A 26,501-nucleotide genomic window follows, 5' to 3' on the forward strand; every position below is an offset into this window, starting at 1 on the left:
CCCGATGCAAGGGTTCCCCGGGGGCCCTGCATGAGCGCCTGGTTGCTGGGGCTGGAGGGAACGGAGGCCGGACATCAGGTCGCCCTGTTCCTCGCCGTGCTTGCCGCCATCCTGCACGCGGTCTTCGGCGCGCTGCAGAAGGGGCGGTTCGACCCGTGGCTGTCGCGCGGCGCCATCGACATTTCCTACGGGCTGATGGCGGCCCCCTTCGCGCTCTTCGTGGTGCCCTGGCCCGAGCCGCACATGTGGCCGATCTTCCTCGGGGCCTTCCTGATCCACGTCGCCTACAAGCTGCTCCAGGCAATGGCCTACACGCGGGGGGCCTATACCGTGGTCTACCCGGTGGTCCGTGGCACCGGGCCGCTCTTTGCGGTCATCGGCGCCTATTTCCTCTTCGGCGAGGTGTTCACGCTGGTGCAGTGGCTCGGCGTGGCCGTGCTGCTCTCGGGCATCTTCGGCCTTGCCGTCTACAACCTGATCTTCCTCGAAAAGGCGCGCGACACGCTCTGGGCCGCACTCGGGTTCGCCGTCTGCACCGGGCTCTTCGTCGCGCTCTACACGACCTACGACGCCTATGGCATCCGCTCGACAGCCGATCCGTTCACCTTCCTCGCGTGGTTCTTCATGATCGACGGCATCTTCATGCCGGTGGTCGCGGCCCTGCGCTGGCGCAAGATGGTCGAACGCCCGCCGCTCGGGCCGCTGATGCGACGCGGGGTGATCGGCGGCTTCGTGGCCTTCCTGAGCTTCGGGTCGATCATGCTGGCCACCCGCCTCGACAAGGTGGGCGAGGCAGCCGTGTTGCGCGAAACCTCGACCGTCTTCGCGGCGTTGATCGGGTGGCTGGCGCTCAAGGAAACCGTGGGGCCGCGCCGGATCGCGCTGATGGCCCTGATCGCCCTCGGGGCGGTAATTGTCGAGATGGGAGGCTAGGAGCCGGAATGGCACAGCAAAAGAACGAGATCAGCGGCTGGCTGAAACAGACCCTCGAACTGGGGCCGACGCTGGTTTTCTTCCTGCTCTACCTCAAGCTCAAGGAATCGACCTTTGTCTTCGGGGGCGCGGAATACTCCGGCTTCATCGTCGCCACGGTCGCCTTCGTGCCGATCCTGCTGATCGCGATGGGCATCCTCTGGCGGCTGACCGGCCACCTCTCGCGGATGCAGATCTTCACCGCCGTCATGGTGATCTTCTTCGGTGGCCTCACCGCGTGGTTCAACGACGAACGCTTCTTCAAGATGAAGACCACCATCGTCTACGGGCTCTTCGCCGTGATCCTCGGCGTCGGCCTTCTCCAGAAGCGGTCCTACCTCGAATTCGTCATGGGAGAGTTCCTGCCGATGGAAGACGCGGGCTGGATGATCCTCACCAAGCGGCTGTGCCTTGCCTTCATCGTGCTCGCCGTCGCGAACGAACTGGTCTGGCGCTTCCTCTCCACCGACCTCTGGGTCAAGATCGAGACCTTCGGCTTCCCCATCGCGCTCTTCGGCTTCCTGTGGTGGCAGATCATGGACCTGCAAAAATACATGATCGACCCCGACAAGGAAGCGTGAACCTTTGCAGGCCGGGCACCGTGCGGCCTGCTAACATCTTGTAAAACGTCGCAAAAACGGAATGTTTCGCGCGCGAAGCAAATTCCGGACAAGCGCTTGGAATCGTTGGGGCGCGACTCCGGGCAAGGGCGCATTCAGCGCACCCGGGCCTGCAGAAGATAAGACCGCTGGGGCACCACGAGGCCCGTGCCGCTGCGATAGTCCGACAGGTCCCGCAGGGTGTCGGCCACGATCTGCCGCATGACGGCCTCGCCCCGGGCCTCGACGGCTGGGCCCACCGGGTTGGCCAGTATCTCCCTCGGGATCGCGGTTTCCGCCTCCGCGATATGCCGGTCGACGGAAAGCTCAGAAACCGCGATATCGGTGCACCCGAATTCCGCCATAGCACTGGCAAGCCGGTCATCTCCGTCAAAGGCGAAAGGTGCCAGCGAGCGGCGGCCGGTTTCTTCCGACACATGACGGCCGAGCGCATCGGCCAATGCCGCAAAGAACGGGCTGACCCCGGCCCAGACCGTCAGCACGATCCGGCCCCCGGGCCGGACCACGCGGCAGATCTCCTGCAGCGCAGCCAGCGGGTCCGGGAAGAACTGGATGCCCTGCTGACAGATCGCGAGCGTGAAGGCGTCGTCGGGAAAGGGCAGGGCAGTGACATCGGCGACCTGCCACTCGCAACTCCGCGCCTCCTCTTCGGGCAGCGCCCGCGCGGTGGCGACCATGCCGTCGTTCAGATCGGCGCCCACGATACGCGGGCCGGGGCCCAGACGCCTGCGGGCCAGACGGGCCACGATCCCGGTGCCGCAGGCCACATCAAGGATCGTGTCGTCGCGCGTAGGCTTGATGGCATCCAGAGTCGCCGCAGCGAGCGGCGCAAAGATCGCCGGCACCTTCTGCGCTTCGTAGAGGGCGGCGGCACGTCCCGCCAGCTGATACGTCTCCTGAGACATGGCGCGCCCCGCCGCATGACCCCGTGACTGCAAGAACTCTGCCAGCTTTCCCGCCGTTGTGCCAGCCCGTCGCCACTGTGAGCCGATCGCCCGGCCAAAAGAAAACCCCGCGCGAGGCGGGGTTTCCAAAGGGGTCTACCAGAACGGGCGATCAGTCCCAGCAGCTCACCAGCACGGTCATGCCGCTGGCCAGCCGGTTCATCTCGTCCGGCGGGATGGTGCCACGGCCGGTGCTGTCTTCGGGGGCGAGGCCCGCCCGCTGGAGAACGCCGCGCAGGGCGGCGGAATCGGCGGCGAGGCTCACGTTCTCGGGCAGCTGGCGGTTGCCACCCGGCGGCGGCAGCAGCATCCCGACGACGCCGCCGCTCAGGTCGATGACCGGACCGCCCGCGTCGCCCGGCAGGGCGTTCAGGGCAAGGCGCTGCACATCCGGCTCGCCGGACAGGCCCTTGATATCGGCCAGCGTGCCGAAGGTCAGGGTCGGCGCGCCGAGCACGCCCTCGTAGGAGTAGCCCGAGACGGTGATGTCCGACTGCAGGCGCGGAGCACCCTCGCTGAACCGTGCCACCGAGATCGGCGCCAGCGGGTCGGTCGGGCGCAGCACGCTCACGCCAAGCGCGTCATCGGTCGCCACCACCTGAGCCTGATGGTCATGGTCGATGGTGATGCGGGTGCAGTTCTGCACCGCTTCGGCGGTGGTGACGATGGAGCCCTTCGGGTCCACGTAGAACCCGGTCCGAGACAGGCGCGGGCGGCGCACTTCGAGGCCCGAGACGAGGTCGATGTTCTGCTCGGTATCTGCGCCGGCCGCCGGGTCGAGAACGCCGTCGGTCCGGGCGAAGGAGGCCCTCATCGCCGCCAGCACCCGGGTGCGCCGGGCCTCGTCACCGATCGGCCAGATCAGGGTAAAGCCCTTGATCTGCCCACCTTGGAGCTCGGCCTGCGTGTAGGACACGATCTGCGCGTTCTGCCCCGCAAGGGTAAAGCTGTTGCTGCCACGCTCGCGCGGGCCGTTCAGCGGCACGATCTCGAGCGTCTGCATGATGTCGTAGAGCCCGAACAGCGTGGCCTGATCCCCCGGTTGCGAGATCAGCAGCACCCGTGCGCCAAGGTCGCCGGTGGCGTCGAAATGGGCAAACGGCGGCTCGTAGCGCGAGAAGGCGACTTCCTTCAGCGGCAGGTCCATGCGGATGCCGGCCTTGGCGTCGGTATAGGGCGCCATGCCGACCGAGATCAGCGGTGCGTTGTACTGGTCCATGAGCAGCTTGCGCTGGCCACGGGTCAGCACGCCGGTCGCATCGAAGCCGTTGGCGAACTGCCAGTTGCCCATCGAGTTGCGGGTGCCAGCTCCAAAGGCGCCGTCGATGCCCGAATCGTAGAACCCAGCGGCCTGCAGCGCGACCTGGATGCCCATCCGCTCTTCCACGGTCAGCAGGCGTTCGCTGGCGCGGGCCTCGGCGGGGGTCTCGTCGGGTTCCTGGATCACCGGCTGGGTCGCCGGGGTGTCGGCGACCGCGACGGTGGTGGTGTCGTTCGTCGGGGTCTCGGCGGGCGTCGCCTCGGGCGCGGCGGCCTGATCCTCGGCGGGCTGCGCCAGCGGCGAGGTCACGGCGCCGGTGTTCAGCACGTCCGCCCCGACGGGCCAGTACTGCTGACCGAAGTTACGGCTGTAGGCCAGAAAACTGTCCTGCGGGATCTGCCGGCCGGCGCGGTAGACCTGCAGCACGCGCTCGGCGTCCGGCCGGGTGTAGGGCCCGAGGACGATGGCGTACCAGTTCCCGTCCAGCGCGAACCCGTTCACGTCATCGAGGGTACCTGCATAGAGCCGGGCCCGGTCCTGCGCCACGCGCAGCGAGGGATGCGCCTCGATCTGGACCCAGGCCAGGTCGTCGCCGGCCTGTTGCGCCACGGCGGGCCCGGTGAAAAATGAAATCGCCAAAACGAACGCGACCAGCCAGCTCTTCATTGTGCCTCTTTAACCCTGAAATGAGGAAATTTGCCGCAGATAAGCAGGAAGAGGGGGTAAAATCCATGCCCCAAAGGCAGGTTTTGAACGCATTGTGTGCCGTTGACCCCACAGTGCGGCGGTCGTAGGTAGGGGCCGAGATTTCGCCCCGCCCCGGCAGGGCCGCCGCAGCACCCGAGATGGGCAGGACAGGACATGACCAAGAGCGACAGCGCCCCGCGTTCCTTCCAGGAGATCATCCTGAGGCTCCAGACCTACTGGGCAAGCAAAGGTTGTGCGATCCTGCAGCCTTACGACATGGAAGTCGGGGCAGGGACCTTCCACCCGGCGACGACACTGCGCAGCCTCGGCTCGACGCCCTGGGCCGCCGCCTACGTGCAGCCGTCGCGCCGCCCGACCGACGGGCGCTACGGCGAGAACCCGAACCGGCTGCAGCACTACTACCAGTACCAGGTGCTGATCAAACCGAGCCCGCCCGACCTGCAGGAGCTGTACCTCGGCTCGCTCGAGGCCATCGGGATCGACATGGAGCTGCATGACATCCGCTTTGTCGAGGACGACTGGGAAAGCCCGACGCTGGGCGCCTGGGGCCTTGGCTGGGAAGTCTGGTGCGACGGCATGGAAGTCAGCCAGTTCACCTATTTCCAGCAGGTCGGCGGCCACGACTGCCACCCGGTCTCGGGCGAACTGACCTATGGCCTCGAACGCCTCGCCATGTACGTGCTCGGGATCGAGCACGTGATGGACATGCCGTTCAACGACCCGCAGGCGCCGATCTCGCTGACCTATGGCGACGTGTTCAAGCAGACCGAGGAAGAATACGCGCGCTGGAATTTCGACGTTGCCAATACCGAGATGCTGCTGCGCCACTTCGTCGAGGCCGAGGAAGAGTGCCAGGCGATCCTCGCGCAGGGCGCCGAGGACCCCAAGACCGGCAAGCGCATCGTCATGGCGCACCCCGCCTATGACCAGTGCATCAAGGCGAGCCACATCTTCAACCTGCTGGATGCGCGCGGCGTGATCTCGGTGACCGAGCGCCAGGCCTACATCGGCCGGGTCCGGGCGCTGGCCAAGCAATGCGCCGATGCCTTCGTGCAGACCAAGGCCGGTGGCTGGACGCCCGCGCAGGACGTCGCGGCGGCGCAATGACCGGCAAGCTCCTGGTAGGAATCATCGTGCTATCGGCCATCATCGCGGGCGGCGCGCTCTACTACCTGCAGGTCTACGGCTATTACACCGAGGTCGCGGCGGCGCCGGGCGAGGACGTGGAACTGGTCTCGCTGGCCAGCGGCGCGCCGGAGCCGATCCTCTACGAGAACTTCCGCGCCATCGACGCCGACAGCTCTCCGATCCGCTACCGCGCCTGTTTCGACACCTCCATGAGCCTCGCCATGCTGACCGAGACTTACGAGATGGTCGAGGGCATCGAGCCGCGCAACGCCCCGGGCTGGTTCGACTGTTTCGACGCGGGACAGATCGAGGCGCAACTGGAGGCGGGCACCGCGCTGACCTTCCTCGGGCAGAAGAACGTGCACTACGGGGTGGACCGCATCGTCGCCATCACCGAGGACGGGCACGGCTATGTCTGGCACGAGCTGAACGACTGCGGCGAGAAGAACTACGAAGGCACGGTGGTCGGCGAGGACTGCCCGCCGCACGAGGCGGCGACGCAGTAGCGCCCTGACCCGGCCGCGGGGCGAGGGGCCAGCCCCTCGCGCTCCCCGGGATATTTGACCCCCAAAGAAGTCCGGAACGGGCCGCCCCGAGGGTGGTTCGGGGGCAAGATCGCCGTTCGAGGGAACCTTTCGGCCGTTTCGGGCGCTTTTCCCGCAACAGGAGGAAGCGCCATGGCACTGTCCACGTCACCGTCATCGCCGCCGGCACTGGTCGTCCCGGCCATGCGGCTGGGGTATTTCGCCCGCGGCGTCACCTACCTGATCATCGGGGCGCTGGCGCTGCTGGCCGCCTGGACCGGCCGCGAGGCGGAGGGCACCCGGGAGGCGCTCGAAACCCTGCGGGGCTATCCCTGGGGCGAGATCATGCTCTGGGCGCTGGCGGTCGGGTTCCTGGCCTATGCGGCCTGGCGCGGTCTCGCGGCCTGGTACGATCTGGAAAACCACGGCGCGGGGCTGAAAGGGACGGTGGCGCGGGTCGGACTGCTGGTGTCGGCGCTGATCCACCTCGGGCTGATGGTCTCTGCCGCGCGGGTGGCGATGGGGGCGGGCGGCGGCGAGGATGGGGAGAAGCCGCGCTCGGCGGCGTCCTGGCTGCTGACCCTGCCCTATGGCGGCTGGATCATCGTGGGGATCGGTGCCGTCGTGGTCGGCGCGGGTGTCTACCAGGGCTACAAGGGGCTGTCCGGCAAGTACAAGCGGCACCTGCGCCTGACCCCGTGGACCGAGCGGCTGGAGCCGGTGGCTAAGGCGGGGCTGCTGGCCAAGGGGGTGATCCTCGGACTGGTCGGCGGCTTCTTCGTCTATGCCGGGCTGACCGCCGATCCCGATCACGCGGGCGGCATCGGCGAGGCGCTGCAATCGGTGCGCTCGCAGCCCTATGGCATGGGGCTGCTGACGGTGCTGGCGCTGGGCACCGTCGCCTTTGCGCTGTTCTGCTGGATCGAGGCGATCTATCGCGTGGTGCCGCGCTGTGCCGGGCCCGACGTGCGGGTGATGACCGGCACGCCGGTGCGGCAGGCGGCAGGCTAGGGCGCGGTTTCGCCGGAACAGCGGCATTTCTTGAGCGATCCGTCTGGACCCTCCGGCGTCGCTTCGCTATCCAGCGGCGTGATGGACTGCCGCACGGGGCGGCACGCGACGACGGGCAGGGACCGACATGCCGGATCTTTTGATCGAACTGTTTTCCGAGGAAATTCCGGCGCGCATGCAGGCGCGCGCGGCGGAGGACCTGAAGGCCCGTGTCACGGATGGCCTTGTCGAGGCCGGTCTGACCTATGCCCATGCCGCCGCCTTCTCGACGCCGCGCCGTCTGACGCTGGCGGTGGAGGGGCTGCTGGCCGCCTCGCCGGCGCAGCGCGAGGAGCGCAAGGGGCCGCGCGCCGATGCGCCGGAGAAGGCCATCGAGGGCTTCCTGCGGGGTGCCGGGCTGACCCGCGACCAGCTGGAGGAGCGTGACACGCCCAAGGGCAAGGTGCTATTCGCCGTGATCGACAAGCCGGGCCGCGCGGCGGAGGAGATCATCGCCGAAGTGCTGGAAGCCACCATCCGCAATTTCCCCTGGCCGAAGTCGATGCGCTGGGGCAGTGGCAGCCTGCGCTGGGTGCGGCCGCTGCATTCGATCCTCTGCATCCTGACCGACGAGACCGGCGCCCGCGTGGTGCCGATGGACGTCGACGGGATTCCCTCGGGGGACACCACCGAGGGCCACCGCTTCATGAGCCGGGGCCGGTTCTTCGTCACCTCCTTCGAGGATTACGAAGCCAAGCTGAAGCGCGCCTTCGTGGTGCTGAACCCGGGTGAGCGGGCGCAGCACATCTGGTCGGACGCCGAGAACCGCGCCTTTGCGGCGGGCATGGAACTGGTCGAGGACGGCGGGCTGCTGAACGAGGTCTCGGGGCTGGTTGAATGGCCGGTGGTGCTGATGGGCGATATCGGGGCCGACTTCCTCGACCTGCCGCCGGAAGTCCTGCAGACCTCGATGCGCGAGCACCAGAAGTTCTTCTCGGTGAAGCACCGCAAGACCGGGCGGATCGAGAAATTCGTGACCGTCGCCAACCGCGAGACCGCGGACAATGGCGCGACCATCCTCGCCGGGAACCAGAAGGTGCTGGCGGCGCGGCTGTCGGATGCCAAGTTCTTCTGGGAGAACGACCTGCGGGTGGCGAAGTCGGGCCTCTCGGCCTGGACCGACGCGCTGGAGAACGTGACCTTCCACAACAAGCTGGGAAGCCAGGGCGCGCGCATCGGGCGGATCGCGGCGCTGGCGCGGGAACTGGCGCCGCTGGTGGGGGCCGACCCGCAGGCCGCCGAGCAGGCGGCGCGGTTTGCCAAGGCCGACCTCAGCTCGGAGATGGTTTACGAATTCCCCGAGCTGCAGGGGCTGATGGGGCGCTACTACATCGAGGCGGCGGGCCATGCGGCCGAGGTCGCGGCGGTGGCACAGGAGCATTATTCGCCGCTCGGGCCGTCGGACGACGTGCCGACCGCGCCGCTCTCGGTCGCCGTCGCGCTGGCGGACAAGCTGGATACGCTGACCGGTTTCTGGGCCATCGACGAGAAGCCCACGGGCTCGAAGGACCCCTTCGCCCTACGCCGCGCGGCGCTGGGGGTGATCCGGCTGGTGCTGGAGAACGGGGTGAAGGCCGACCTGCTGTCGGTTTTCCGGAAGGCGGACCTGCTCCATGCCGCCGCCGCCGGGGACACCGGACCGCGCGTGGACAGCTACGGGCCGGACCTGCTCTCGTTCCTGCACGACCGCCTGAAGGTCTACCTGCGCGACCAGGGCATCCGGCATGACGTGATCGACGCCTGCGTCGCGATGGAGGGCAACGACGACCTCGCGCTGCTGGTGCGCCGGGCCGAGGCGTTGGAGGCGGTGCTGAAGACCGAGGACGGGGTGAACCTGTTGCAGGGCTTCAAGCGGGCCAACAACATCCTGACGCAGGCCGAGGAGAAGGACGGGGTCGAGTATTCCTTTGGCGCCGACCGCAAGTTCGCCCGCGAGCCCAGCGAGATCGCGCTGTTCGACGCGCTGGAGCAGGGCGAGGGCGCGATCCGGCCGGCGCTGAAGGCGCAGGATTTCCCCGCCGCGATGGCCGCCATGGCGGCGCTGCGCGGGCCGATCGACGCCTTCTTCGAAGCGGTGAAGATCAACGACGACAACGAGACCATCCGCCGGAACCGCCTGAACCTGCTGAGCCAGATCCGCGCGATCTGTTCCAGCGTGGCGGACCTCTCGCGGATCGAGGGCTGAGCGGCGCGCGCCGCAGGACCGGCCGCGCCGGTGGTGCGGTCGGGAGCGAGGGGCCAGCCCCTCGCGCTCCCCGGGATATTTTGACCCGAAGACGCGGGGGCCGCGCGGTACGGGTCGGAGGGCGCCTTCGCGAGTTCCGCTTGCGCCCGCCGTTCTCCGTCCTATTCTGCGGAGCAGTCGAAAGGTGCTGCAGTGCAGAATAACCCCTATACCACGCTGATCACCGCCAAGGCCCAGATCCACGCCGAAACCCACGGCGGGCGGGCCAAGTGCTTGCAACGTCTGGTGCGGCTGGAGCTGCCGGTGCCGACGACCGTCGCGCTGTCCTTCGATGCGGTGCGCGAGATTGCCGAGGGGCACATGCCGGACATCCCGGCGATTCTCGAACAATTTCCCGCCGGGGCGCTGCTCTGCGTGCGCCCCTCGTCGGAAGACCCGGACTGGGGCGGGCCGGGGGCGGTGCTGAACATCGGCATCAACGACGCGCGCTATGCGCAGCTGTGCAACCGGCTGGGGCACGAGGCGGGCACCTCGATCTATGCGCGTTTCGTGCTGGGCTACGCGGTTCACGTGGCGCGGCTGGACCCGGACCTGTTCGACGAGGTCGACCTCGACAGCACCGATGCGCTGACGCGGATGATGGACGTCTACGAGGAAGAGACCGACGAGCCGTTTCCGCAGAACCCGGGCGAACAGCTGGCCGGGGTGCTGCAGTCCATGGCGCGGGCCTGGGAAGGGACCTCGGCGCGGCTGCTGCGGCAGGCCAAGGGGGCGCCGGCGGACGCCGGGCTGGGGCTCGTGGTGCAGCAGATGATTCCCGGCTTCGGGCAGGGCGAATGCGGCTCGGGTGTCTTCCAGCTGGCCAATATCGTCACCGGGCTGCCGCAGATCACCGGGCGCTACCTGAGCCAGAGCCAGGGCCGCGAGGCGCTGGGCGCGGGGGCGAAGTCGATCTACCTCGAGAAGGACGACCGGGGCATCTCGCTGGAAGAGGTGGCGCCGGAGGCCTTCGACGCGCTGAAGGCCCATGCCGCGCTGATGCGGGAGAAGCTGCGCGAGGAAATGCAGGTCGAGTTCGTGATCGAGAGCGGCAAGGTGCATATCCTCGATGGGGTGCGGGTGCCGCGCTCGTCGCGGGCGGCGGTGCGCATCGCGGTGCGGCTGGCCGAGGACGGGATCATCTCGCCGCAGGAAGCGGTGATGCGGGTCGAGCCCAACAACCTGACCGAGCTGCTGCACCGGCAGGTCGACCCGGAGGCGCCGCGCGACGTGCTGGGCACCGGCATCGGCGCCAGCCCGGGGGCGGCCACGGGGCGGATCGTGTTCAACGCGGCGGATGCGCAGGCCATGGCGGCCCGGCGCGAGCCCTGCGTGCTGGTGCGGCGCGAGACCGCGCCGGAGGACATCCGCGGGATGCATGCCTCGGTCGCGGTGCTGACCGAGCGGGGCGGCATGACCAGCCACGCGGCGGTGATCGGGCGCGGGCTGGGTCTGCCGTGCATCGTCGGCGCGACCTCGCTGCGGTTCGACACCAAGGCCGAGACCATCACCGCGCCGGACGGAAGGGTGCTGCGCGCGGGCGATATCGTCACCGTCGACGGCAGTTCGGGGCAGGTGCTGGCGGGCGAGCCGGCGATGCTGGAGGCGGCGCTGGACGACGCCTTTCACAAGCTGATGACATGGGCCGATGCCGAGCGCGACATCGGCATCCGGGTGAACGCCGACACGCCGGCGGATGCGCAGACGGCGCGCAATTTCAACGCGCAGGGCATCGGTCTGTGCCGGACAGAGCACATGTTCTTCGATCCGGGCCGGCTGATCGTGATGCGCGAGATGATCTTTGCCGAGACCAGCTCGGGCCGGGCGGCGGTGCTGGAGCGGCTGCTGCCGATGCAGCGCGAGGATTTCACCCAGCTGTTCCGCATCATGGAGGGCATGCCGGTCTGCATCCGGCTGTTCGATCCGCCGCTGCACGAGTTCCTGCCGACCTCGCGCGATGGTCAGCGCGAGCTGGCCGAGGCGCTGGACATCCCGGTCAGCGACGTGACGCGACGGGTGCAGGAGATGGGCGAGTACAACCCGATGCTGGGCCTGCGCGGCGTGCGGCTGGGGGTGACGGTGCCCGAGATCTACGACATGCAGGCGCGCGCCATCTTTGAGGCGACGCTGGACGCCAGCCGCGAGGGCGAGCCGGTGGTGCCGGAGATCATGATCCCGCTGGTTTCGGCCAAGCGCGAGGTCGAGCTGGTGAAGTCGCGCATCGACGCGGTTGCCGCCGCGGTGCGCAACGAACGGGGCAAGTCCTTTGACTATCGCCTTGGCGTGATGATGGAGACGCCGCGCGCGGCGCTGCGCGCCAACGACATCGCGCCCTACTGCTCGTTCCTGAGCTTCGGGACCAACGACCTGACCCAGATGACCTATGGGCTGTCGCGCGACGACGCCGGGCGGTTCATGTCGACCTACGTGCAGAAGGGGGTGTTCCCGGAGGATCCCTTCCACGTCCTCGATCAGGACGGGGTGGGGGAGTTGCTGAAGCTGGGGGCGTCGCGGGCGCGCGCGGCCAAGGCGGACATCACCCTCTCGATCTGCGGCGAGCATGGCGGCAACCCCGAATCAATCGCCTTCTGCCGGGAGGCGGGGTTCGACTACGTGTCCTGTTCGCCCTTCCGGGTGCCGGTTGCTCGGCTTGCCGCCGCTCAGCTCGCTATCAACCATAATATGGGGGATAAGAAGTCTTCTTTGACCCAGATGTTGTGGAAGTGGCGCGGGCGCAACCGCAAATAATTTTTTCCGCTCAGCGGTTTGGCGCTTGAAATTTGCGCAGAACTGGACCTTTTCGATCTGCTGAGTTAAGCGGAGCGGCGCTGTGCGCACCGAGGGGCCCCCTAGGGGTCGTTCCTAGGGGGTAATACAATGCGACGATTATTGATCGCGGCCGCGATGTGCTTGGCCGCGCTGGGACCGGTTTCTGTCCGGGCCGAGACGGATTTGAAGGATTTGTTCCAACGGGAACAGGTGACCTTGACCAAGCTGCCGGGCCGCCATCTTCAATCTCTGCTGACCGAGGGGACGCCGCGGGACCGCGCGCGCCCTGACACGGTGAAATACAATCTCTCCTGGCTGGATTCGCAGCCGGAACCCGAGGGCGGACCGCAGTGGCGCTGCCTCTCCGAGGCGCTGTACTTCGAGGCGCGGGGCGAGACTGTGAAGGGCCAGTTTGCCGTGGCCGAAGTGATCATGAACCGGGTGAAGAGCCAGAACTTTCCCTCGACCGTCTGCGGCGTGATCAAGCAGGGGACCGGGCGCAAGTTCCAGTGCCAGTTCACCTATACCTGCGACGGCCACAAGGACGTCATCGCCGAGAAGAAGGCCTTTGAGCGGGTCGCCAAGGTGGCGCGCGCGGTGATGGACGGGGCCGTGGGCGGCCTGACCGGCGGCGCGACGCACTACCACACCTCTGCCGTGCATCCGAAATGGGCCAAGGTCTATCAGCAGACCGCGCGGATCGGGGTGCACATGTTCTACCGTCCGAACTATCGCACCGCGAGCAACTGACCGGGCGACCGGAGCGGGGACAGGCGTCTCTGCCGCTTTCGGTCGCTGGCAGGGCGCGCCCGGGCCTGTTAGAAGGCGGCGCGCGCCCTAGGGTGCGCCTGAATGCACCGATCGGGAGGGCCGGGCCCCATGTCGACAGAAATCCGCCTTGCCTTTGCGCATCCCGCCGAGCGGTCCGAGGCCACGGCAGAGGGCCGTCCGCTGGATCGCATCTCGCTGCGGGACCATATCGTCGAGGTCGAGATCGGCGCGTTTCAGGCCGAGCGGGGCCGGACCCAGCGAATCTGTTTCAACGTCGTGGTCGAGGTGCAGCCCGTAACCGGGCCGATCGACGACGATGTGGACCGAATCCTGAGCTATGATCACCTGACAGAAGCCATCGCGCACGAGCTGGCGGCCGAACGGCTGAACCTGCTGGAAACGCTGGCCGAGCGAATTGCCGACCGCATCCTGCTGGAGCCGCAGGCGGTAAGGGCCTTCGTGCGGATCGAGAAGCTCGACCGGGGGCCGGGGGCGCTGGGCGTCGAGATCGTGCGCTCGCAGGACGGGCACCGGCACGAGGAGCAGGCCCACGAGCGGCCGCACCCGCGGCTGGTTTACCTGTCGAACTCGGCGATTGCCGCGCCGCATCTGTCGTCGTGGATCGACCAGATGCAGGGGCGCAAGCGTCCGCTGATCCTCTGCGTCGGTGCGCCGGACGTGGCGGCGCCGCAGACCGGGCATCGCATGACCCAGCGCCGGATCGACCTGCTGGCCATCGAGCAGAACGCATGGGTCCTTGCCGCGCGCGATCCGCGCTGCGTGGTCGTGAGCACCCGGACCGAGCTGGACTGGGCGATGAAGAACGGGCAGATCTGCGTCTGGGCACCGTCCAAGATCGTGCTGGACGCGGTGGACGGGCCCTCGGCCCAGCCGGGCGAGGCGGTGGCTCTGGCGGCATGGTTCGCGGCCACCTTCGAGGCCGGGGAAATGCTGGTGATCGGCGCCGAGCTGCCCGATAATCCGGGTGTGCCGCTGCGCGCGGTTCCGGTGGAGCAGACAGAACTTTGACGACCTATTACAGACCCCTTGTCCATCAGGGCGCGGCGCGCCCCCATGAGGCCATGCCGCTTGCCGGTGGCCCGCTGTGGTTCACCCATGCAGAGGTGTTGGAGCGTGGCCGTGAGGGCCGCGTTGTACCGGCGCAGGAGATCCCCGAGCCGGAGCTGTCGCGGCTGACCGTGGCGCGGCTGCCGGTCGCGGGGCTCGACATGGGGCGTCCGCACGTGATGGGCATTCTCAACGCGACACCGGACAGCTTTTCGGACGGCGGCCTGCACAACACGCTGGAGGCGGGGCTGGCGGCGGCGCGGGCGATGGCGGAGCACGGCGCGACCATCCTCGACATCGGGGGCGAGAGCACGCGGCCGGGGTCGGGCACGGTTCCCGATGCGGAAGAGATCGATCGGGTCGCGCCGATGATCGCGGCGATCCGGGCCGAGCGCGAGATTGCCATTTCGGTTGATACGCGCAAGCGCGCGGTGGCCGAGGCGGCGGTGGAGGCCGGTGCGGACCTGGTCAACGACGTGAGCGGGTTCACCTATGACGTGGGGCTGGCGCCCTACTGCGGCGAGAATGATCTGCCGGTCTGCGTGATGCATACCAAGGGCAACCCGGACACCATGCAGCAGGACCCGCAGTACGATGACGTGCTGCTGGAGGTCTACGATTTCCTTGCGGAACAGATCGCCCTGCTGGAAGCGGCGGGCGTGGCGCGCGAGCGTATCGTCACCGATCCGGGCATCGGCTTTGGCAAGACGGTGGAGCACAACCTGATCCTGCTGCGCAATCTCTCGCTGTTTCATGCGCTGGGGTGCCCCATCCTGCTGGGGGTGTCGCGCAAGGGGTTCATCGGCAAGCTCGGCGGCGAACCGCAGGCCGACCGCCGCGCGCCGGGCTCCATCGCGGTGGGGCTTGCAGGTCTGGGCCAAGGTGTGCAGATCCTTCGGGTACACGACGTGGCAGAGACCATGCAGGCCCTGCGCCTGTGGCAGGCGGTGAGGTAGACCAGATGCGCAAACTGTTCGGAACCGACGGCGTCCGGGGGACGGCGAATACCTATCCGATGACCGCCGACATGGCGCTGCGCATCGGCGCGGCGGTGGGCCGTTATTTCCGCCGGGATGCCAGTGGCGTGCACCGCGTGGTGATCGGCAAGGACACCCGCCTGTCGGGCTACATGTTCGAGAATGCGCTGACCGCCGGGCTGACCTCGACGGGCATGAACGCGCTGCTGCTGGGTCCGGTGCCGACCCCGGCGGTCGGGCTGATGACCCGGTCGATGCGGGCCGATCTGGGGGTGATGATCTCGGCCAGCCACAACCCGGCCGAGGACAACGGGATCAAGTTCTTCGGGCCTGATGGATTCAAGCTTTCGGACCAGGCGGAGGCCGAGATCGAGGCGCTGATCGAGGCCGGGGTGGAACCGGCCAAGGCGGGCAACATCGGACGGGCCAAGCGCGTCGACGATGCACGGTTCCGCTATGGCGAGCGGGTGAAATCCTCGCTGCCGCGCGACCTGCACCTGAACGGGCTGAAGGTGGTGGTGGACTGCGCCAACGGGGCCGCGCACCGCGCCGCGCCCGAGATCCTCTGGGAATTGGGCGCCGAGGTGATCGCCATGGGGGTCTCGCCCGACGGGACCAATATCAACCGGGGCTGCGGCTCGACCCAGCCGATGGCCGCCGCCGAAATGGTGGTGGCGCAGGGTGCGGACGTGGGCATCTGCCTCGACGGCGACGCCGACCGGGTGATCATGATTGACGAGAACGGGGCGATTGCCGACGGCGACCAGTTCATGGCGCTGCTGGCCTCGTGCTGGCACAAGGACGAGCGGCTGGCCGGGGGCGCGCTGGTTGCCACGGTGATGTCGAACCTTGGGCTGGAGCGGTTCCTCGAGGCGCAGGGGCTGCGGCTGGAGCGGACGGCGGTCGGCGACCGTTACGTGGTGGAGCGGATGCGCGAGGGTGGTTACAACCTTGGTGGGGAGCAGTCGGGCCATATCGTGATGACCGATTTCGCCACCACCGGCGACGGCCTGATGTCGGGGCTGCATTTCCTTGCCGAGATGGTGCGGTCTGGACAGCCGGCGAGCGTGCTGGCGCGGCAGTTCGAGCCGGTGCCGCAGCTGTTGAAGAACGTCCGCTACGGCGAGGGCCAGCAGCCGCTGGACATGGCGCCGGTCAAGCAGGCCATCGCCGATGCCGAGGCGGCGCTGCGGGGCAACGGGCGCCTGTTGATCCGCCGCTCGGGGACCGAGCCGCTGATCCGCGTGATGGCCGAGAGCGAGGACGAGGGCATCCTGACCTCGGCGGTCGATCAGGTGGTTGCAGCGGTCGAGGCGGTGGTGGCCTGAGGGGTCAGGCCGCTTCCTCGCGGGAGGTTTCGGGGCGGGACCGGCGGAACAGCCGGGACAGGGCGCCCCACTGGCTGAGGGCGACGCCGATCAGGATGAGGATCGTGGCGACCAGCAGCGACAGGTGCAGCGGCTCGCCAAGGAAGGCAACGCCGATCAGCACCGACCAGATCGGCACCTGGTAATTCGTCAGGCTCATGAACACCGGCCCGGCGCTGCGGATGACGGCGACGCGCATCAGGTTCGCCGCGGCGGTGGGCAGCAGCCCGAGCACGGCAAGAGCCAGCAGCGTCCGGGTGTCGGGCAGGGGCGGCGGGCCTTCGTGCCACCAGGCGATCGGCACCACCATCACGGCACCGATCAGCAGCAGCACGCTGGAGAGACCGATGGGGTCGACCGGCGGCAGGCGACGCATCAGCACCGAGGAGACGGCGTAGCAGGCGGCGGCGCCGAGGCAGGCGAGCTGCCCCGCCAGTTCGAGCCGTGCGCCCGAGCTGCGGAAGCTGTCGGGGCCCATCAGCACCACGATTCCGGCGAAGCCGATGACGAAGCCAAGCGATTTGCGCAGGGTGATGCGCTCGCCCGGGACCATGAAGTGCGCGAGCGGCAGCACGATCAGCGCGACACAGGCCATCGCGACGCCGGTGAACCCGGCGGTGACGTATTGCTGGCCCCATGAGATCAGCATGAACGGCAGGGCCGAGCTGAGCGCGCCGACGACAAGGAGGTAGATGTTGTCGCTGCGCGTCGTCGGGGCGCTGAACAGCGGCCAGCCCATCGCGCCCCAGGCCACCACCGACAGGAGGGTGCCGAAGGCGATGCGGAAGGCGGCGAGCCAGAAGGGCGTGATGCCTTCGAGCGCGACCTCGATGATGGGGAAGGCGCCGCCCCAGCAGAGGCCGAGCGCGACGATCATGAGCCAGCTGCGCGCGGTGATGTCGGGTTTGTCGGTCATGCGTTCCTCCTCCGGGGCGGCTGGCCTGCAGCATGGCACCGGACACATGCCCTTGTTTCGCCCCGCGCCGAAGGGACGTCAAGGCGAACCGTTCGCCTGTGAAGTTTCTGGCGCCGTGCAGTGGCGAGGCGTGGAAATGAAAACGGCCCGGAGGACCGGGCCGTTGCTTGCAGGTTCGGGTGTGGGGTGTCAGGCCGCGCGTTTGCGGCGTGCGACGAGGCCGAGGGCCGCGAGGCCGCCAGCGAGCAGGGGCAGGCCGGCAGGGAGCGGAACCGAGGTGACCTCGCCCAGCACGGCGACCGCGAAGTCTGTGCGGGGGGAGCCCGAGAGGGTGCTCCAGAGCAGCTGGCCCGACTCCACCAGGGTCGCCGAGTGGCCGGTGAAGCTGAGAGTGTCCCCGAGCGTGAAGGTCGCGGGGCTCGCACCGCAGGAGCCGCTGTAGCAGAGGGTCGGGCCATTGTGGCCGCCACCGGAGGACGAGGCAAACCAGTTGCTGGGTATGCTCGTGAAGAAGCTCGCCCCTTCGGTGATGGGGCTGGCAGAGGACAGGGCGTCGCCGATGACGAACCAGTTGATGGTCGCGCCAGCTCCGAGGGTGCCGTCGTTGTCGTCGGCCACGAGGTTGAAGCTGTAGTCGTACCCGCTGCCGGTGTCGGTCACGGTGTAGTAGAGGGTGAAGGGGCTGGCTTGCAGCGTGGAACCAAGAACACTCGCGAGAAGGGTAAACACCAGAGTACGCAGGACTGTCATTCGATAGGCTCCGGTCGGCTGTCAAAGATTTGATGGCTAATGGTTAAGCTTACGTTCGTTGACTCGCGCGGAGCAATTCAATTCGCGCAGAACGTCCGGAAATTCGCGGTAAGGGAGTGTCGCTCGGGGCGTTGATTCAACCCAAAGGATATTCAGCCCGACAGAAGAAAGGGCGCGCCGGTTGGCGCGCCCTCTGAAGAGATCTGACCGGGTGTCCCGCGCGCGTGGCGCGGGAGGCCGGAGCGGGGATCAGTTCTTGGCCTTGTCGACCATCTTGCCGGCGGAGATCCACGGCATCATCGCGCGGAGCTTTTCGCCGACCTGCTCGATCTGGTGCTCGTCGTTCAGGCGGCGGGTGCCTTTGAAGAACGGCTGGCCGACAGCGTTTTCCTGCATGAAGTCACGCACGAACTTGCCGGTCTGGATGTCGGTCAGGACCTCTTTCATCCGGGCCTTGGTCTCGTCGTAGGGCAGGATGCGCGGGCCGGAGACGTACTCGCCGTACTCGGCGGTGTTCGAGATCGAGTAGTTCATGTTGGCGATGCCGCCTTCGTAGATCAGGTCCACGATCAGCTTCACCTCGTGGAGGCACTCGAAGTAGGCCATTTCCGGGGCGTAGCCCGCTTCGACCAGGGTCTCGAAGCCCATGCGGATCAGTTCGACGAGGCCGCCGCAGAGAACGGTCTGTTCGCCGAAGAGGTCGGTTTCGCACTCTTCGCGGAAGTTGGTCTCGATGATGCCCGAGCGGCCGCCGCCGATGGCGGAGCAGTAGGAGAGGCCGATTTCCAGTGCCTTGCCGGAGGCGTCGTTGTGAACGGCCACGAGGCAGGGCACGCCGCCGCCCTTGGTGTATTCGCCGCGCACGGTGTGGCCGGGGCCCTTGGGCGCCATCATGATGACGTCGACGCCGGCTTTCGGCTCGATCAGGCCGAAGTGCACGTTCAGGCCGTGGGCGAAGGCAATCGCGGCGCCTTCCTTCAGGTTGTCATGCACGTATTTCTTGTAGGTCTCGGCCTGCAGTTCGTCGGGCATGGTGAACATGATCAGGTCGCACCAGGCGGCCGCTTCGGCGATGCCCATGACGGTCAGGCCCTCGGCTTCGGCCTTCTTGGCCGATGCGGAGCCCTCGCGCAGGGCGACGACGAGGTTCTTGGCGCCCGAGTCGCGCAGGTTCAGGGCGTGGGCGTGGCCTTGCGAGCCGTAGCCCAGGATGGCGACCTTCTTGTCCTTGATCAGGTTGATGTCGCAGTCACGATCGTAATAGACGCGCATTTCGCAGTCCTCCTCTTGGTGTATCCGTTGGGCACTGAATACGCCTGTGTCGCGCCGATTGCGATTGCGGGATTTGTGAGTATTTGCGAAAGAGAAGAAGAATTATTCTCTGAACCGGGCATTCGTGAAATGATCATGCTTGATGACGTGGACCGGCGGATCCTGCGCCATTACCAGGCCGAACCGACGCTGGCGATGCCCGAGCTGGCCGAGCGCGCCGGGGTGACCTCGGCCACCTGCTGGCGGCGGGTGGAGCGGATGCGCGGCGAGGGCGTGATCGAGGGCGTGGAGGCGGTGATCGACTGGCGCGCGCTGGGCTATGCGGTGGAGGTGTCGCTGCGGGTGACGCTGGACAAGTCGCAGCCGCGCGCCTTTGACGAGTTCCTGGCCGCCGCGCGGGAGGTGCCGGAGGTGCTGGAGATGCAGACCTTCATCGGGCGGACCGATGTGCGCCTCTCGGTGATCGCGCGCGACCTTGAACACTACCAGGGGCTCTACCGGGACCGCATCCTGACGCTGCCGCATATCGCCGACCTCGAGGCGCTGATGCACATTGCCAAGATCAAGTGGGACGAGGGGCTGCCGGTATGATCGAGCTGGACGAGACCGACCGCCACCTGCTGCGGGCGCTGGCGCGGGACGCGACGCAGAGCGCGGGGGCGCTGGGCCGGCAGGTGGGCCTGTCGCAGCCCGCCACGTGGCGACGGATCAGGCGGTTGGAGGAGGCCGGGGCGATCCGGGGGCGGCGGCTGCGGCTGAACGCCGAGGCGCTGGGTTATGGGGTGACCGTGTTCCTTGGCATCAAGCTGGGGCGCAAGGGGCAGGCGAGCCTTGCCGACTTCGAACGCGCGGTGAGCGCGATCCCGGAGGTGCAGACGGTGGAGCACGTGCTGGGCATGTACGACTTCCGCCTGCGGGTCGTCGCGCGCGACCTTGCCGACTTCGAGCGGCTGCTGCGGCGGCGGATCATGACCCTGCCGGGGGCGGGGGAGGTGGAGGCCAATGTGCTGCTGAGCGAGGAGCGGCGGCCGGGGCCCATCGGCTGACGTTTGCCATTGGTGGGGCAAAGGGAGTAAGGCTCGGGCAACCCAAGTTGAGGAGAGGCCCCATGCCCGCATTGCTCGGTACCGTCGACCCGGACGGTCTGGAAGAATTCTCGGTCGTTTTCACCGACCGTTCGCTGAACCACATGTCGCAGAAGTTCCAGCAGGTGATGCGCGACATATCGGCGATGCTGCGTGAGGTCTACAATGCCGAGGCGGTTGCGGTGGTGCCCGGCGGCGGTACCTACGCGATGGAGGCGGTGGCGCGGCAGTTCGCGCGGGACAAGCGGGCGCTGGTGGTGCGCAACGGCTGGTTCAGCTACCGCTGGAGCCAGATCATGGAAACCGGCGGGCTGACCTCGGAGGCCACGGTGATGAAGGCGCGCCGGACCGGCAACGCGGCGCAGTCGCCCTTTGCCCCGGCCCCGATCGAGGACGTGGTGGCGGCGATCCGCGACCAGAAGCCCGAGATCGTCTTTGCCCCGCATGTGGAGACGGCGGCGGGGGTGATCCTGCCCGATGACTACGTGACCGCGCTGGCTTCGGCGGCGCATGAGGTCGGGGCGCTGATGGTGCTGGACTGCATCGCCTCGGGCTGTGCCTGGGTCGACATGAAGGCGACCGGTGTCGACGTGCTGATCAGCGCGCCGCAGAAGGGTTGGAGCGCCTCGCCGAGCGCGGGGCTGGTGATGCTCTCGGAGCGGGGCGCGGCGCGGCTGGAGGAGACCCAGTCGGACAGTTTCGCCATCGACCTGAAGAAGTGGCGGCAGATCATGGTGGCCTACGAGAGCGGCGGCCACGCCTATCATGCGACGATGCCCACGGATGCGCTGCTGGCGTTCCGCGACACCATGGCCGAGACGCGGGAGTACGGTTTCGCGCGGCTGAAGGAGGCGCAGTGGCAGCTGGGCAACGGCGTGCGGGCGATGCTGAAGGACAAGGGCATCGTCTCGGTCGCCGCCGACGGGTTCGGCGCGCCGGGCGTGGTGGTGAGCTATACGACCGACCCCGAGATCCAGACCGGCCGGGCGTTTGCGGCCAAGGGTATGCAGATCGCGGCCGGGGTGCCGTTGCAGTGCGACGAACCCGAGGGTTTCATGACCTTCCGCCTTGGCCTGTTCGGGCTCGACAAGCTCTATGACGTGGAGGCGACTCTGGCGCGGCTCAAGCGGGTCGTCGACCAGGTGCTGTAAGGCGCCCTAGCTGACCCCGAGGCCCATCCGCATCAGCGTATGGCGCACCGGGGGCAGCGCGTAGAGCGCGTTGAGACCGGCGGCGCGGGCGTCGCGCAGGGGCTGCGCCTCGGCCATCGAGGCGCGGTTCAGCAGGTCGATGCCCTGCACCCGCAGGTGGATGTCGCGCTGGCGCGCGCGGGCGTAGGCGTCGAGCATCGGCTGGTCTCCGAGACCGTCGGGCCGGGCGGTGGCGAGATCGAGCAGGCAGCCGAGATCGGCCAGCGACATGTTGAGGCCCTGTGCGCCGATGGGCGGCACCACATGGGCGGCCTCGGCCATCAGCACGAGGCGTTCGCCGGTGACCGCCTCGGCCTCCTGCGCGATGATCGGCCAGAGGCTGCGGCGCGAGGCGAGCGTGAGGGGACCGAAGAGGGCGCAGGAGCGTTCGGCCAGCGCCGCCTCGAACGCGGGCACGGGCAGCGCGGCGAGCTGCCGGGCGCGGGGGCCGCGTTCCATCCAGACGATGGCGGAGGAGGGCTTGCCCTCGTAATCGGGCAGCGGGACCAGCGTGAAAGGACCGCCGCTGCGGTGGATCTCGGTCGAGACGTTGTTGTGCGGGACCGGGTGGGTGACGGCGAAGGCCAGTGCCTTCTGCCCGTAGCGCAGGGTGCGCACGCCGATGCCTGCGGCCTCGCGCATGGGGGAATTGCGCCCGTCGCAGGCGATGACGAGGCGGGCGCGCAGGCGGGTGCCGTCGCTGAGGCCCACGCGGGCCTCGCCGGTGCGGGTGAAGAGCGAGTTGGTGGCGGTTCCGGGGCGGAACTCGACGTTCGGCAGGGTTGCCAGATGCGCGAGCCCCTCGCGGCGCAGGAGCCAGTTGGGGAAGTTCCAGCCGAAGGGCTGTTCCGAGATCTCGGCGGCGCGGAATTCGCGCACGACGCGGGGTGTCGGCTCGGTGCCACCGGCGTCGACGATCCGCATGACCTCGAGCGCGGCGGCGTGGGGCGCGAGCCTGTCCCACAGGCCGCAGCTTTCCAGCAAGGTCCGCGCCGGTTGCAGCAGGGCGGTCGAGCGCAGGTCGGATCCTTCGGCGTCGCGTTCGGTGACCGGCGGGGCCGGGTCGAGGCAGACGACGGAGAAGCCCGCGGCGCCGAAGGCCGCGGCGGCGGTGAGGCCCGCGAGGCCGCCGCCGGAGATCACGATATCGCAGCTGTCAGTCATGCCGGGGGTCTCCGGTCCGGGGCGTCGGTTCGTGCGGACCATGCGGGAAATGCGCCGGGACATGCAAGCCCCGGCCGCGTCAGTCGCCCAGCGTCAGCAGGATCAGGATCACGAACATGACCGGGACCAGCGCCAGCGCGGTCAGGCCGAGCGCGACGAGGCCCCATGTCTTGACCGCGAGGATCAGCAGGGTGACGAGCACGAAGAGGGCATAGCCGATGTTGCCCATGAAGTCCCTCTCGAGGTCGCGGGCCAGCCATCCGAAGACGGGGATGTGGTGATAGGCGCGGCGCGGGTGGGGGATATCTGTCATCTCTGGTCCTTTCCGGGGGTGCAGAGGTGCAGATGGGGGCGCCGGGGACCCCGGGCAAAGCGACATTCTGTCCCGCGCTGGGCGCGGGCCCGGCCGGGTCAGAGCAGGCGGCCGAGGAAGCCCGCGAGGTCGTCGGTGTGGTGGTGGATGTGATCGGCGGGATGGGCCGTGGGTGCGACATGGACGGTCTGCATGCCCATCGCGTGGGGCGCCGCGAGATTGCGCGGGTCGTCCTCGAACATGGCGGCGCGTTTCGGGTCAAGCCCGTCGATGCCGAAGACGGTCTCGAACGCCTCGCGCTCGGGCTTGGGGCGGAACTCGGCGTGCTCGACGCCGTAGATCGCGTCGAAGAGACCGGAGAGACCGCGCGCCTGCAGCACATTCCGGGCGTAGGGGGCGCTGCCGTTGGTATAGACGATGCGGCGGCCGGGCAGGGCCTCGATATTGGCGCGCAGCGAGGCGTCTTCGGCCAGCACGCCGAAGTCGATGTCGTGGACGGTGGTCAGGTAGGGGGCCGGGTCCACGTCGTGTTCGCGCATCAGACCGGCCAGCGTGGTGCCGTAGGTCAGCCAGTAGTGGCGGCGCAGCTTGTCGGCCTTGTCGCGGTCGACGCCGAGAGACTCCATGACGTACTGGGTCATCCGCACCTCGATCTGATCGAACAGGCGGGCCTCTGGCGGGTAGAGGGTGTTGTCGAGGTCGAAAACCCAGGTTTCGACGTGGCGGAACGCTTCTTTGACCATGCCTCCGGCTCTACTCCAGCGGGGAGGCGACGGCAAGCTTGGGCGGAACTGCCAGTGGACACGGCGCGATTGCGGGTTAATGTGCGCGCATGAAAGAAAACCGGTCCTCGCAGACAGACGTCTACAGCATGATCCTCGACGCCATCGATTCCGGCGTCTACCGGCCGGGCGACCGGCTGGTCGAGAGCGACCTTGCAGAGCGGCTTGGCGTGTCGCGGACCCCGGTGCGCGAGGCGCTGCAACGGCTCGAGACGCAGTCGTTGCTGGCAAGGGACGGGCGGTCGCTGATCGTGGCCTCGCTGGATCACAACCAGATGGCCGAGCTTTACGAGGTGCGGCGCGAGCTGGAGGGGCTGGCGGCCCGGCTGGCCGCGCGCCATGCCAGCCAGGAGGAGATCACGGTGCTGACCGAGATGGTCGACGCCGATGACGCGCTGGTGAACGACCCGCGCGCGCTGGCCCGGGCCAACCGCCGGTTCCACGCGCAGATCCATCTGGCCTCGCACAACCGGTTCCTCGTGCAGCAGCTGGACCTCGTGCACCGGTCGATGGCGCTGATGGCGACGACGTCGCTGGCGGCGGAGGGGCGGGGCGAGATGGCGCAGGCCGAGCACAAGGCCATCGTGGCGGCCATTGCCCGCCGCGACGAGGCGGCGGCCGAGAAGGCGCTGCAGGATCATATCTCGATCGCCTTCAAGACGCGGCTCAAGCTGGATGCGGACCAGCGCGAACGGCTGGCCTGAGCCGCCCTAGACCTCGCCCAGTTTCTGATCGACGGCGGCGACGCCGTGTTCGGTCTTGTCCCAGAAATGCGGGGCAAGGACGAGTTCCAGCAGGGCCTTGTAGGCGGCGATGGTGGCCAGCGGGAAATAGAACAGCATCGAAGGCGTCCAGATCATCAGGAACCTGCGTTCGGCGCGGGTGACGGCCATCATGCCGATGGTCAGGCTGAGCAGTTCGAACAGCAGGAACATGGCGCTGGCGGCATAGAGACCCGAGGTGCCGAGCAGGTCGCGCGCGGGATGGGGCAGGCCCAGCAGCAGGAGCCAGAAGGACCAGAGCACGGGGGCGAGGAGGAACTGGCCGACGGTGCCGAGGAAGAAGGCCTGAAAGCTGAGGAACCGCCAGGCGCCGAGATCGCGAAGCAGCGCACGGGGCGCGCGCATGTGCACGAGGTAGGTGACGAGGAAGCCCTTGAGCCAGCGCGAGCGCTGCTTGATCCAGGGCCAGGGGCGGCAATTGGCCTCTTCGTAGGTGACGGTCGGGATCATCTCTGTCCGGTAGCCCATGCGGCAGAGGCGGATCCCGAGGTCGGCGTCCTCGGTCACGTTGTGGGCATCCCAGCCGCCCAGTTCCTCGAGCGTGTCGCGGCGGAAGAACAGTGTGGTTCCCCCCAGCGGCACCACCATGCCGAGGCGCGCCATGCCGGGCAGGATCACCCGGAACCATGCGGCGTACTCGATGGTGAAGCAGCGGGCGATCCAGTTGGTGCGGGGATTGTAGTAGTCGAGCACCCCCTGCAGGCAGGCCACGTCCTTGTCGCAGCGGGCGAAATGGTCTGCCACCCGTTCGAGCTGGTCGCTGGCGGGGGCATCCTCGGCATCCCAGACGCCGATGATGGTGCCCCGGCAGAAATCCAGCGCGTAGTTCATGGCGCGCGGCTTGGTCCGGGGCGGGCCGACATCGGGCACCTCGACCACGCGGATCCAGTGCGGCAGGCGGACCTCGGAGAGGGCGCGGCGGGTGATCTCGTCCTTCTCCTCCAGCACGAGGAGCACTTCGAGCAGGGATTTGGGGTAGGTGAGGCGCGAGAGGCGCTGCAGCAGGGCGGCGGCGATCTCCTTCTCGCGGTAGAGCGGGACGATGACCGAGATGCGCGGCTGCTGCGCAGCGCGGGGGCGCAAATGGGCGCGGGTCGGCGGGCGCAGCAGGTTGCCGAGCAGGGCGACGAGGCGGAGCCCGGTGAAGAGCATCAGCGTGGTGAGGGCCAACGCGCCCAGCACCACGATGCCGGTGCCGGGGACCAGCAGGAACAGGGTGAGCGCGGCGAGGATCAGCAGCACGGGGGCGAGGGGCAGGGCCCAGTGCCAGGACCGGCAGCTATAGCGGGCCGGAACCCGGCAGCCTGCGCCCCGGGCAAGGCGCGGACCGATGCAGGCGGTGATGGCCTGATTGAGCTCGGCGCCCGAAACCTGAACGGGTGCCACGGGGCCGAAGCTGTCCGCAAGGCGCGGGCGCAGATCCTCGAAGAGGTCCGGCCGTTCAGTCGCGATCAGGGTGGTGCCGCCCGCGTGGGTCCAGGGCAGGCACCTGTGGCGCAGCCAGAAGGCCGGGGTCAGCCGCGCGGCGAGGGCCGGGTCGGGGCGCAGGCCGGCAAAGTCGGCGCGGGGGATCGAGAACTGCGCCGCCAGCGCGGACTGGATCTGGTCGCCGCTGGCCCAGCCCTGCGCCACGAGGATCTCGCCCAGCGGGGCGGAGAGCCGCTGCTGGAGGTGCAGTGCCATGAGCAGTTGGGCGGGGGTGATCACACCGCCCTCGACCAGGCAGTGGCCGAGCGGGACGCGTCCGTTTGCATAGGATTGCGCCGGATCGGGGAGGTCCGGGCGCATGGTCAATGTCGTCATCCTGCCCCGCCACGCTGAGAAGCCTTGGCGGGGAGGATGTCAGAGACTGGTTAATCCAGTG

24 protein-coding genes are annotated in these 26,501 nt (G+C 68.2%); 15 read left to right on the top strand and 9 right to left on the bottom strand.

The window, feature by feature from the left end:
* The first annotated feature begins 30 nt into the window (after positions 1-30).
* Both DDT93_RS20865 and DDT93_RS20870 read left to right on the top strand, forming a co-directional pair.
* On the top strand, positions 31-933 hold the full coding sequence (locus DDT93_RS20865) for an EamA family transporter (RefSeq protein ID WP_109467826.1): 903 nt from the start codon (positions 31-33) through the stop codon (positions 931-933).
* An 8-nt stretch (positions 934-941) separates the two neighbouring features.
* On the top strand, positions 942-1,553 hold the full coding sequence (locus tag DDT93_RS20870) for an inner membrane-spanning protein YciB (RefSeq protein WP_109467827.1): 612 nt from the start codon (positions 942-944) through the stop codon (positions 1,551-1,553).
* Between the two features lie 134 nt (positions 1,554-1,687).
* Here DDT93_RS20870 and DDT93_RS20875 read toward each other — a convergent pair whose 3' ends face one another.
* Positions 1,688-2,497 (bottom strand): class I SAM-dependent methyltransferase, encoded by an 810-nt coding sequence (locus tag DDT93_RS20875; RefSeq protein ID WP_109467828.1) that lies wholly within the window; start codon positions 2,495-2,497, stop codon positions 1,688-1,690.
* 151 nt (positions 2,498-2,648) lie between these two features.
* Positions 2,649-4,463 (bottom strand): serine protease, encoded by a 1,815-nt coding sequence (locus DDT93_RS20880; RefSeq protein ID WP_109467829.1) that lies wholly within the window; start codon positions 4,461-4,463, stop codon positions 2,649-2,651.
* A 195-nt stretch (positions 4,464-4,658) separates the two neighbouring features.
* Here DDT93_RS20880 and DDT93_RS20885 point away from each other — a divergent pair, with 195 nt between their 5' ends.
* The 9 genes from DDT93_RS20885 to glmM all read left to right on the top strand — a co-directional run bounded on the left by DDT93_RS20885 (position 4,659) and on the right by glmM (position 16,344).
* Entirely contained in the window at positions 4,659-5,612 is a 954-nt protein-coding gene (locus tag DDT93_RS20885) for a glycine--tRNA ligase subunit alpha (RefSeq protein ID WP_109467830.1), read from the top strand.
* A complete protein-coding gene (locus DDT93_RS20890) occupies positions 5,609-6,139 on the top strand; it encodes a DUF6446 family protein (protein WP_109467831.1) in 531 nt (176 codons plus the stop codon). The genes DDT93_RS20885 and DDT93_RS20890 overlap by 4 nt, the downstream gene beginning before the upstream one ends.
* 171 nt (positions 6,140-6,310) lie before the next feature.
* Complete coding sequence (locus DDT93_RS20895) at positions 6,311-7,168, top strand: DUF1206 domain-containing protein (protein WP_109467832.1); 858 nt, start codon at positions 6,311-6,313, stop codon at positions 7,166-7,168.
* A 127-nt stretch (positions 7,169-7,295) separates the two neighbouring features.
* Positions 7,296-9,392 (top strand): glycine--tRNA ligase subunit beta, encoded by a 2,097-nt coding sequence (gene glyS / locus DDT93_RS20900; protein WP_109467833.1) that lies wholly within the window; start codon positions 7,296-7,298, stop codon positions 9,390-9,392.
* A gap of 192 nt (positions 9,393-9,584) precedes the next feature.
* The gene (locus DDT93_RS20905; RefSeq protein WP_109467834.1) at positions 9,585-12,179 is read left to right on the top strand and encodes a putative PEP-binding protein; all 2,595 of its coding nucleotides are present in this window, start codon (positions 9,585-9,587) and stop codon (positions 12,177-12,179) included.
* Between the two features lie 129 nt (positions 12,180-12,308).
* Entirely contained in the window at positions 12,309-12,950 is a 642-nt protein-coding gene (locus DDT93_RS20910; RefSeq protein WP_109467835.1) for a cell wall hydrolase, read from the top strand.
* Positions 12,951-13,079: 129 nt separating this feature from the next.
* On the top strand, positions 13,080-14,000 hold the full coding sequence (locus tag DDT93_RS20915) for a dihydroneopterin aldolase (RefSeq protein ID WP_109467836.1): 921 nt from the start codon (positions 13,080-13,082) through the stop codon (positions 13,998-14,000).
* Complete coding sequence (folP, locus tag DDT93_RS20920; RefSeq protein WP_232825523.1) at positions 13,997-14,995, top strand: dihydropteroate synthase; 999 nt, start codon at positions 13,997-13,999, stop codon at positions 14,993-14,995. The genes DDT93_RS20915 and folP overlap by 4 nt, the downstream gene beginning before the upstream one ends.
* A gap of 5 nt (positions 14,996-15,000) precedes the next feature.
* On the top strand, positions 15,001-16,344 hold the full coding sequence (gene glmM, locus DDT93_RS20925; protein WP_109467838.1) for a phosphoglucosamine mutase: 1,344 nt from the start codon (positions 15,001-15,003) through the stop codon (positions 16,342-16,344).
* A 4-nt stretch (positions 16,345-16,348) separates the two neighbouring features.
* On the opposite strand, the gene DDT93_RS20930 is transcribed toward glmM, so the two are convergent.
* The 3 genes from DDT93_RS20930 to ilvC form a co-directional block, all read right to left on the bottom strand.
* Positions 16,349-17,299, bottom strand: coding sequence for a DMT family transporter (locus tag DDT93_RS20930; protein WP_109467839.1), 951 nt, complete (start codon positions 17,297-17,299; stop codon positions 16,349-16,351).
* A gap of 189 nt (positions 17,300-17,488) precedes the next feature.
* Positions 17,489-18,049 (bottom strand): VPLPA-CTERM sorting domain-containing protein, encoded by a 561-nt coding sequence (locus DDT93_RS20935; protein WP_109467840.1) that lies wholly within the window; start codon positions 18,047-18,049, stop codon positions 17,489-17,491.
* A 249-nt stretch (positions 18,050-18,298) separates the two neighbouring features.
* Positions 18,299-19,321, bottom strand: a complete 1,023-nt coding sequence (ilvC, locus tag DDT93_RS20940; RefSeq protein WP_109467841.1) for a ketol-acid reductoisomerase — start codon at positions 19,319-19,321, stop codon at positions 18,299-18,301.
* 135 nt (positions 19,322-19,456) lie between these two features.
* On the opposite strand from ilvC, the gene DDT93_RS20945 reads away from it, so the two are divergent.
* The 3 genes from DDT93_RS20945 (at position 19,457) to DDT93_RS20955 (ending at position 21,557) form a co-directional block, all read left to right on the top strand.
* Complete coding sequence (locus DDT93_RS20945; RefSeq protein ID WP_109467896.1) at positions 19,457-19,912, top strand: Lrp/AsnC family transcriptional regulator; 456 nt, start codon at positions 19,457-19,459, stop codon at positions 19,910-19,912.
* On the top strand, positions 19,909-20,367 hold the full coding sequence (locus tag DDT93_RS20950) for an Lrp/AsnC family transcriptional regulator (RefSeq protein ID WP_109467842.1): 459 nt from the start codon (positions 19,909-19,911) through the stop codon (positions 20,365-20,367). The genes DDT93_RS20945 and DDT93_RS20950 overlap by 4 nt, the downstream gene beginning before the upstream one ends.
* 62 nt (positions 20,368-20,429) lie before the next feature.
* The gene (locus DDT93_RS20955; RefSeq protein WP_109467843.1) at positions 20,430-21,557 is read left to right on the top strand and encodes an aminotransferase class V-fold PLP-dependent enzyme; all 1,128 of its coding nucleotides are present in this window, start codon (positions 20,430-20,432) and stop codon (positions 21,555-21,557) included.
* A gap of 6 nt (positions 21,558-21,563) precedes the next feature.
* On the opposite strand, the gene DDT93_RS20960 is transcribed toward DDT93_RS20955, so the two are convergent.
* The 3 genes from DDT93_RS20960 to DDT93_RS20970 all read right to left on the bottom strand — a co-directional run bounded on the left by DDT93_RS20960 (position 21,564) and on the right by DDT93_RS20970 (position 23,816).
* Positions 21,564-22,760 carry a UbiH/UbiF family hydroxylase gene (locus DDT93_RS20960; protein ID WP_109467844.1) on the bottom strand — a complete coding sequence of 399 codons (1,197 nt, stop codon included), beginning with the start codon at positions 22,758-22,760 and terminating at the stop codon, positions 21,564-21,566.
* Between the two features lie 79 nt (positions 22,761-22,839).
* Positions 22,840-23,073 (bottom strand): hypothetical protein, encoded by a 234-nt coding sequence (locus DDT93_RS20965; RefSeq protein WP_109467845.1) that lies wholly within the window; start codon positions 23,071-23,073, stop codon positions 22,840-22,842.
* 98 nt (positions 23,074-23,171) lie between these two features.
* Positions 23,172-23,816 carry a pyrimidine 5'-nucleotidase gene (locus DDT93_RS20970; RefSeq protein WP_109467846.1) on the bottom strand — a complete coding sequence of 215 codons (645 nt, stop codon included), beginning with the start codon at positions 23,814-23,816 and terminating at the stop codon, positions 23,172-23,174.
* A gap of 89 nt (positions 23,817-23,905) precedes the next feature.
* Here DDT93_RS20970 and DDT93_RS20975 point away from each other — a divergent pair, with 89 nt between their 5' ends.
* Positions 23,906-24,559: a GntR family transcriptional regulator gene (locus DDT93_RS20975; RefSeq protein WP_109467847.1), complete on the top strand. Its 654-nt coding sequence runs from the start codon at positions 23,906-23,908 to the stop codon at positions 24,557-24,559.
* A 6-nt stretch (positions 24,560-24,565) separates the two neighbouring features.
* Here the strand turns inward: DDT93_RS20975 and DDT93_RS20980 are convergent, their stop codons facing one another.
* Positions 24,566-26,440: a glycosyltransferase family 2 protein gene (locus DDT93_RS20980; RefSeq protein WP_109467848.1), complete on the bottom strand. Its 1,875-nt coding sequence runs from the start codon at positions 26,438-26,440 to the stop codon at positions 24,566-24,568.
* Positions 26,441-26,501 lie beyond the last annotated feature (61 nt).

It is taken from the genome of Albibacillus kandeliae (genome assembly GCF_003116585.1).
GTDB lineage: Bacteria > Pseudomonadota > Alphaproteobacteria > Rhodobacterales > Rhodobacteraceae > Albibacillus > Albibacillus kandeliae.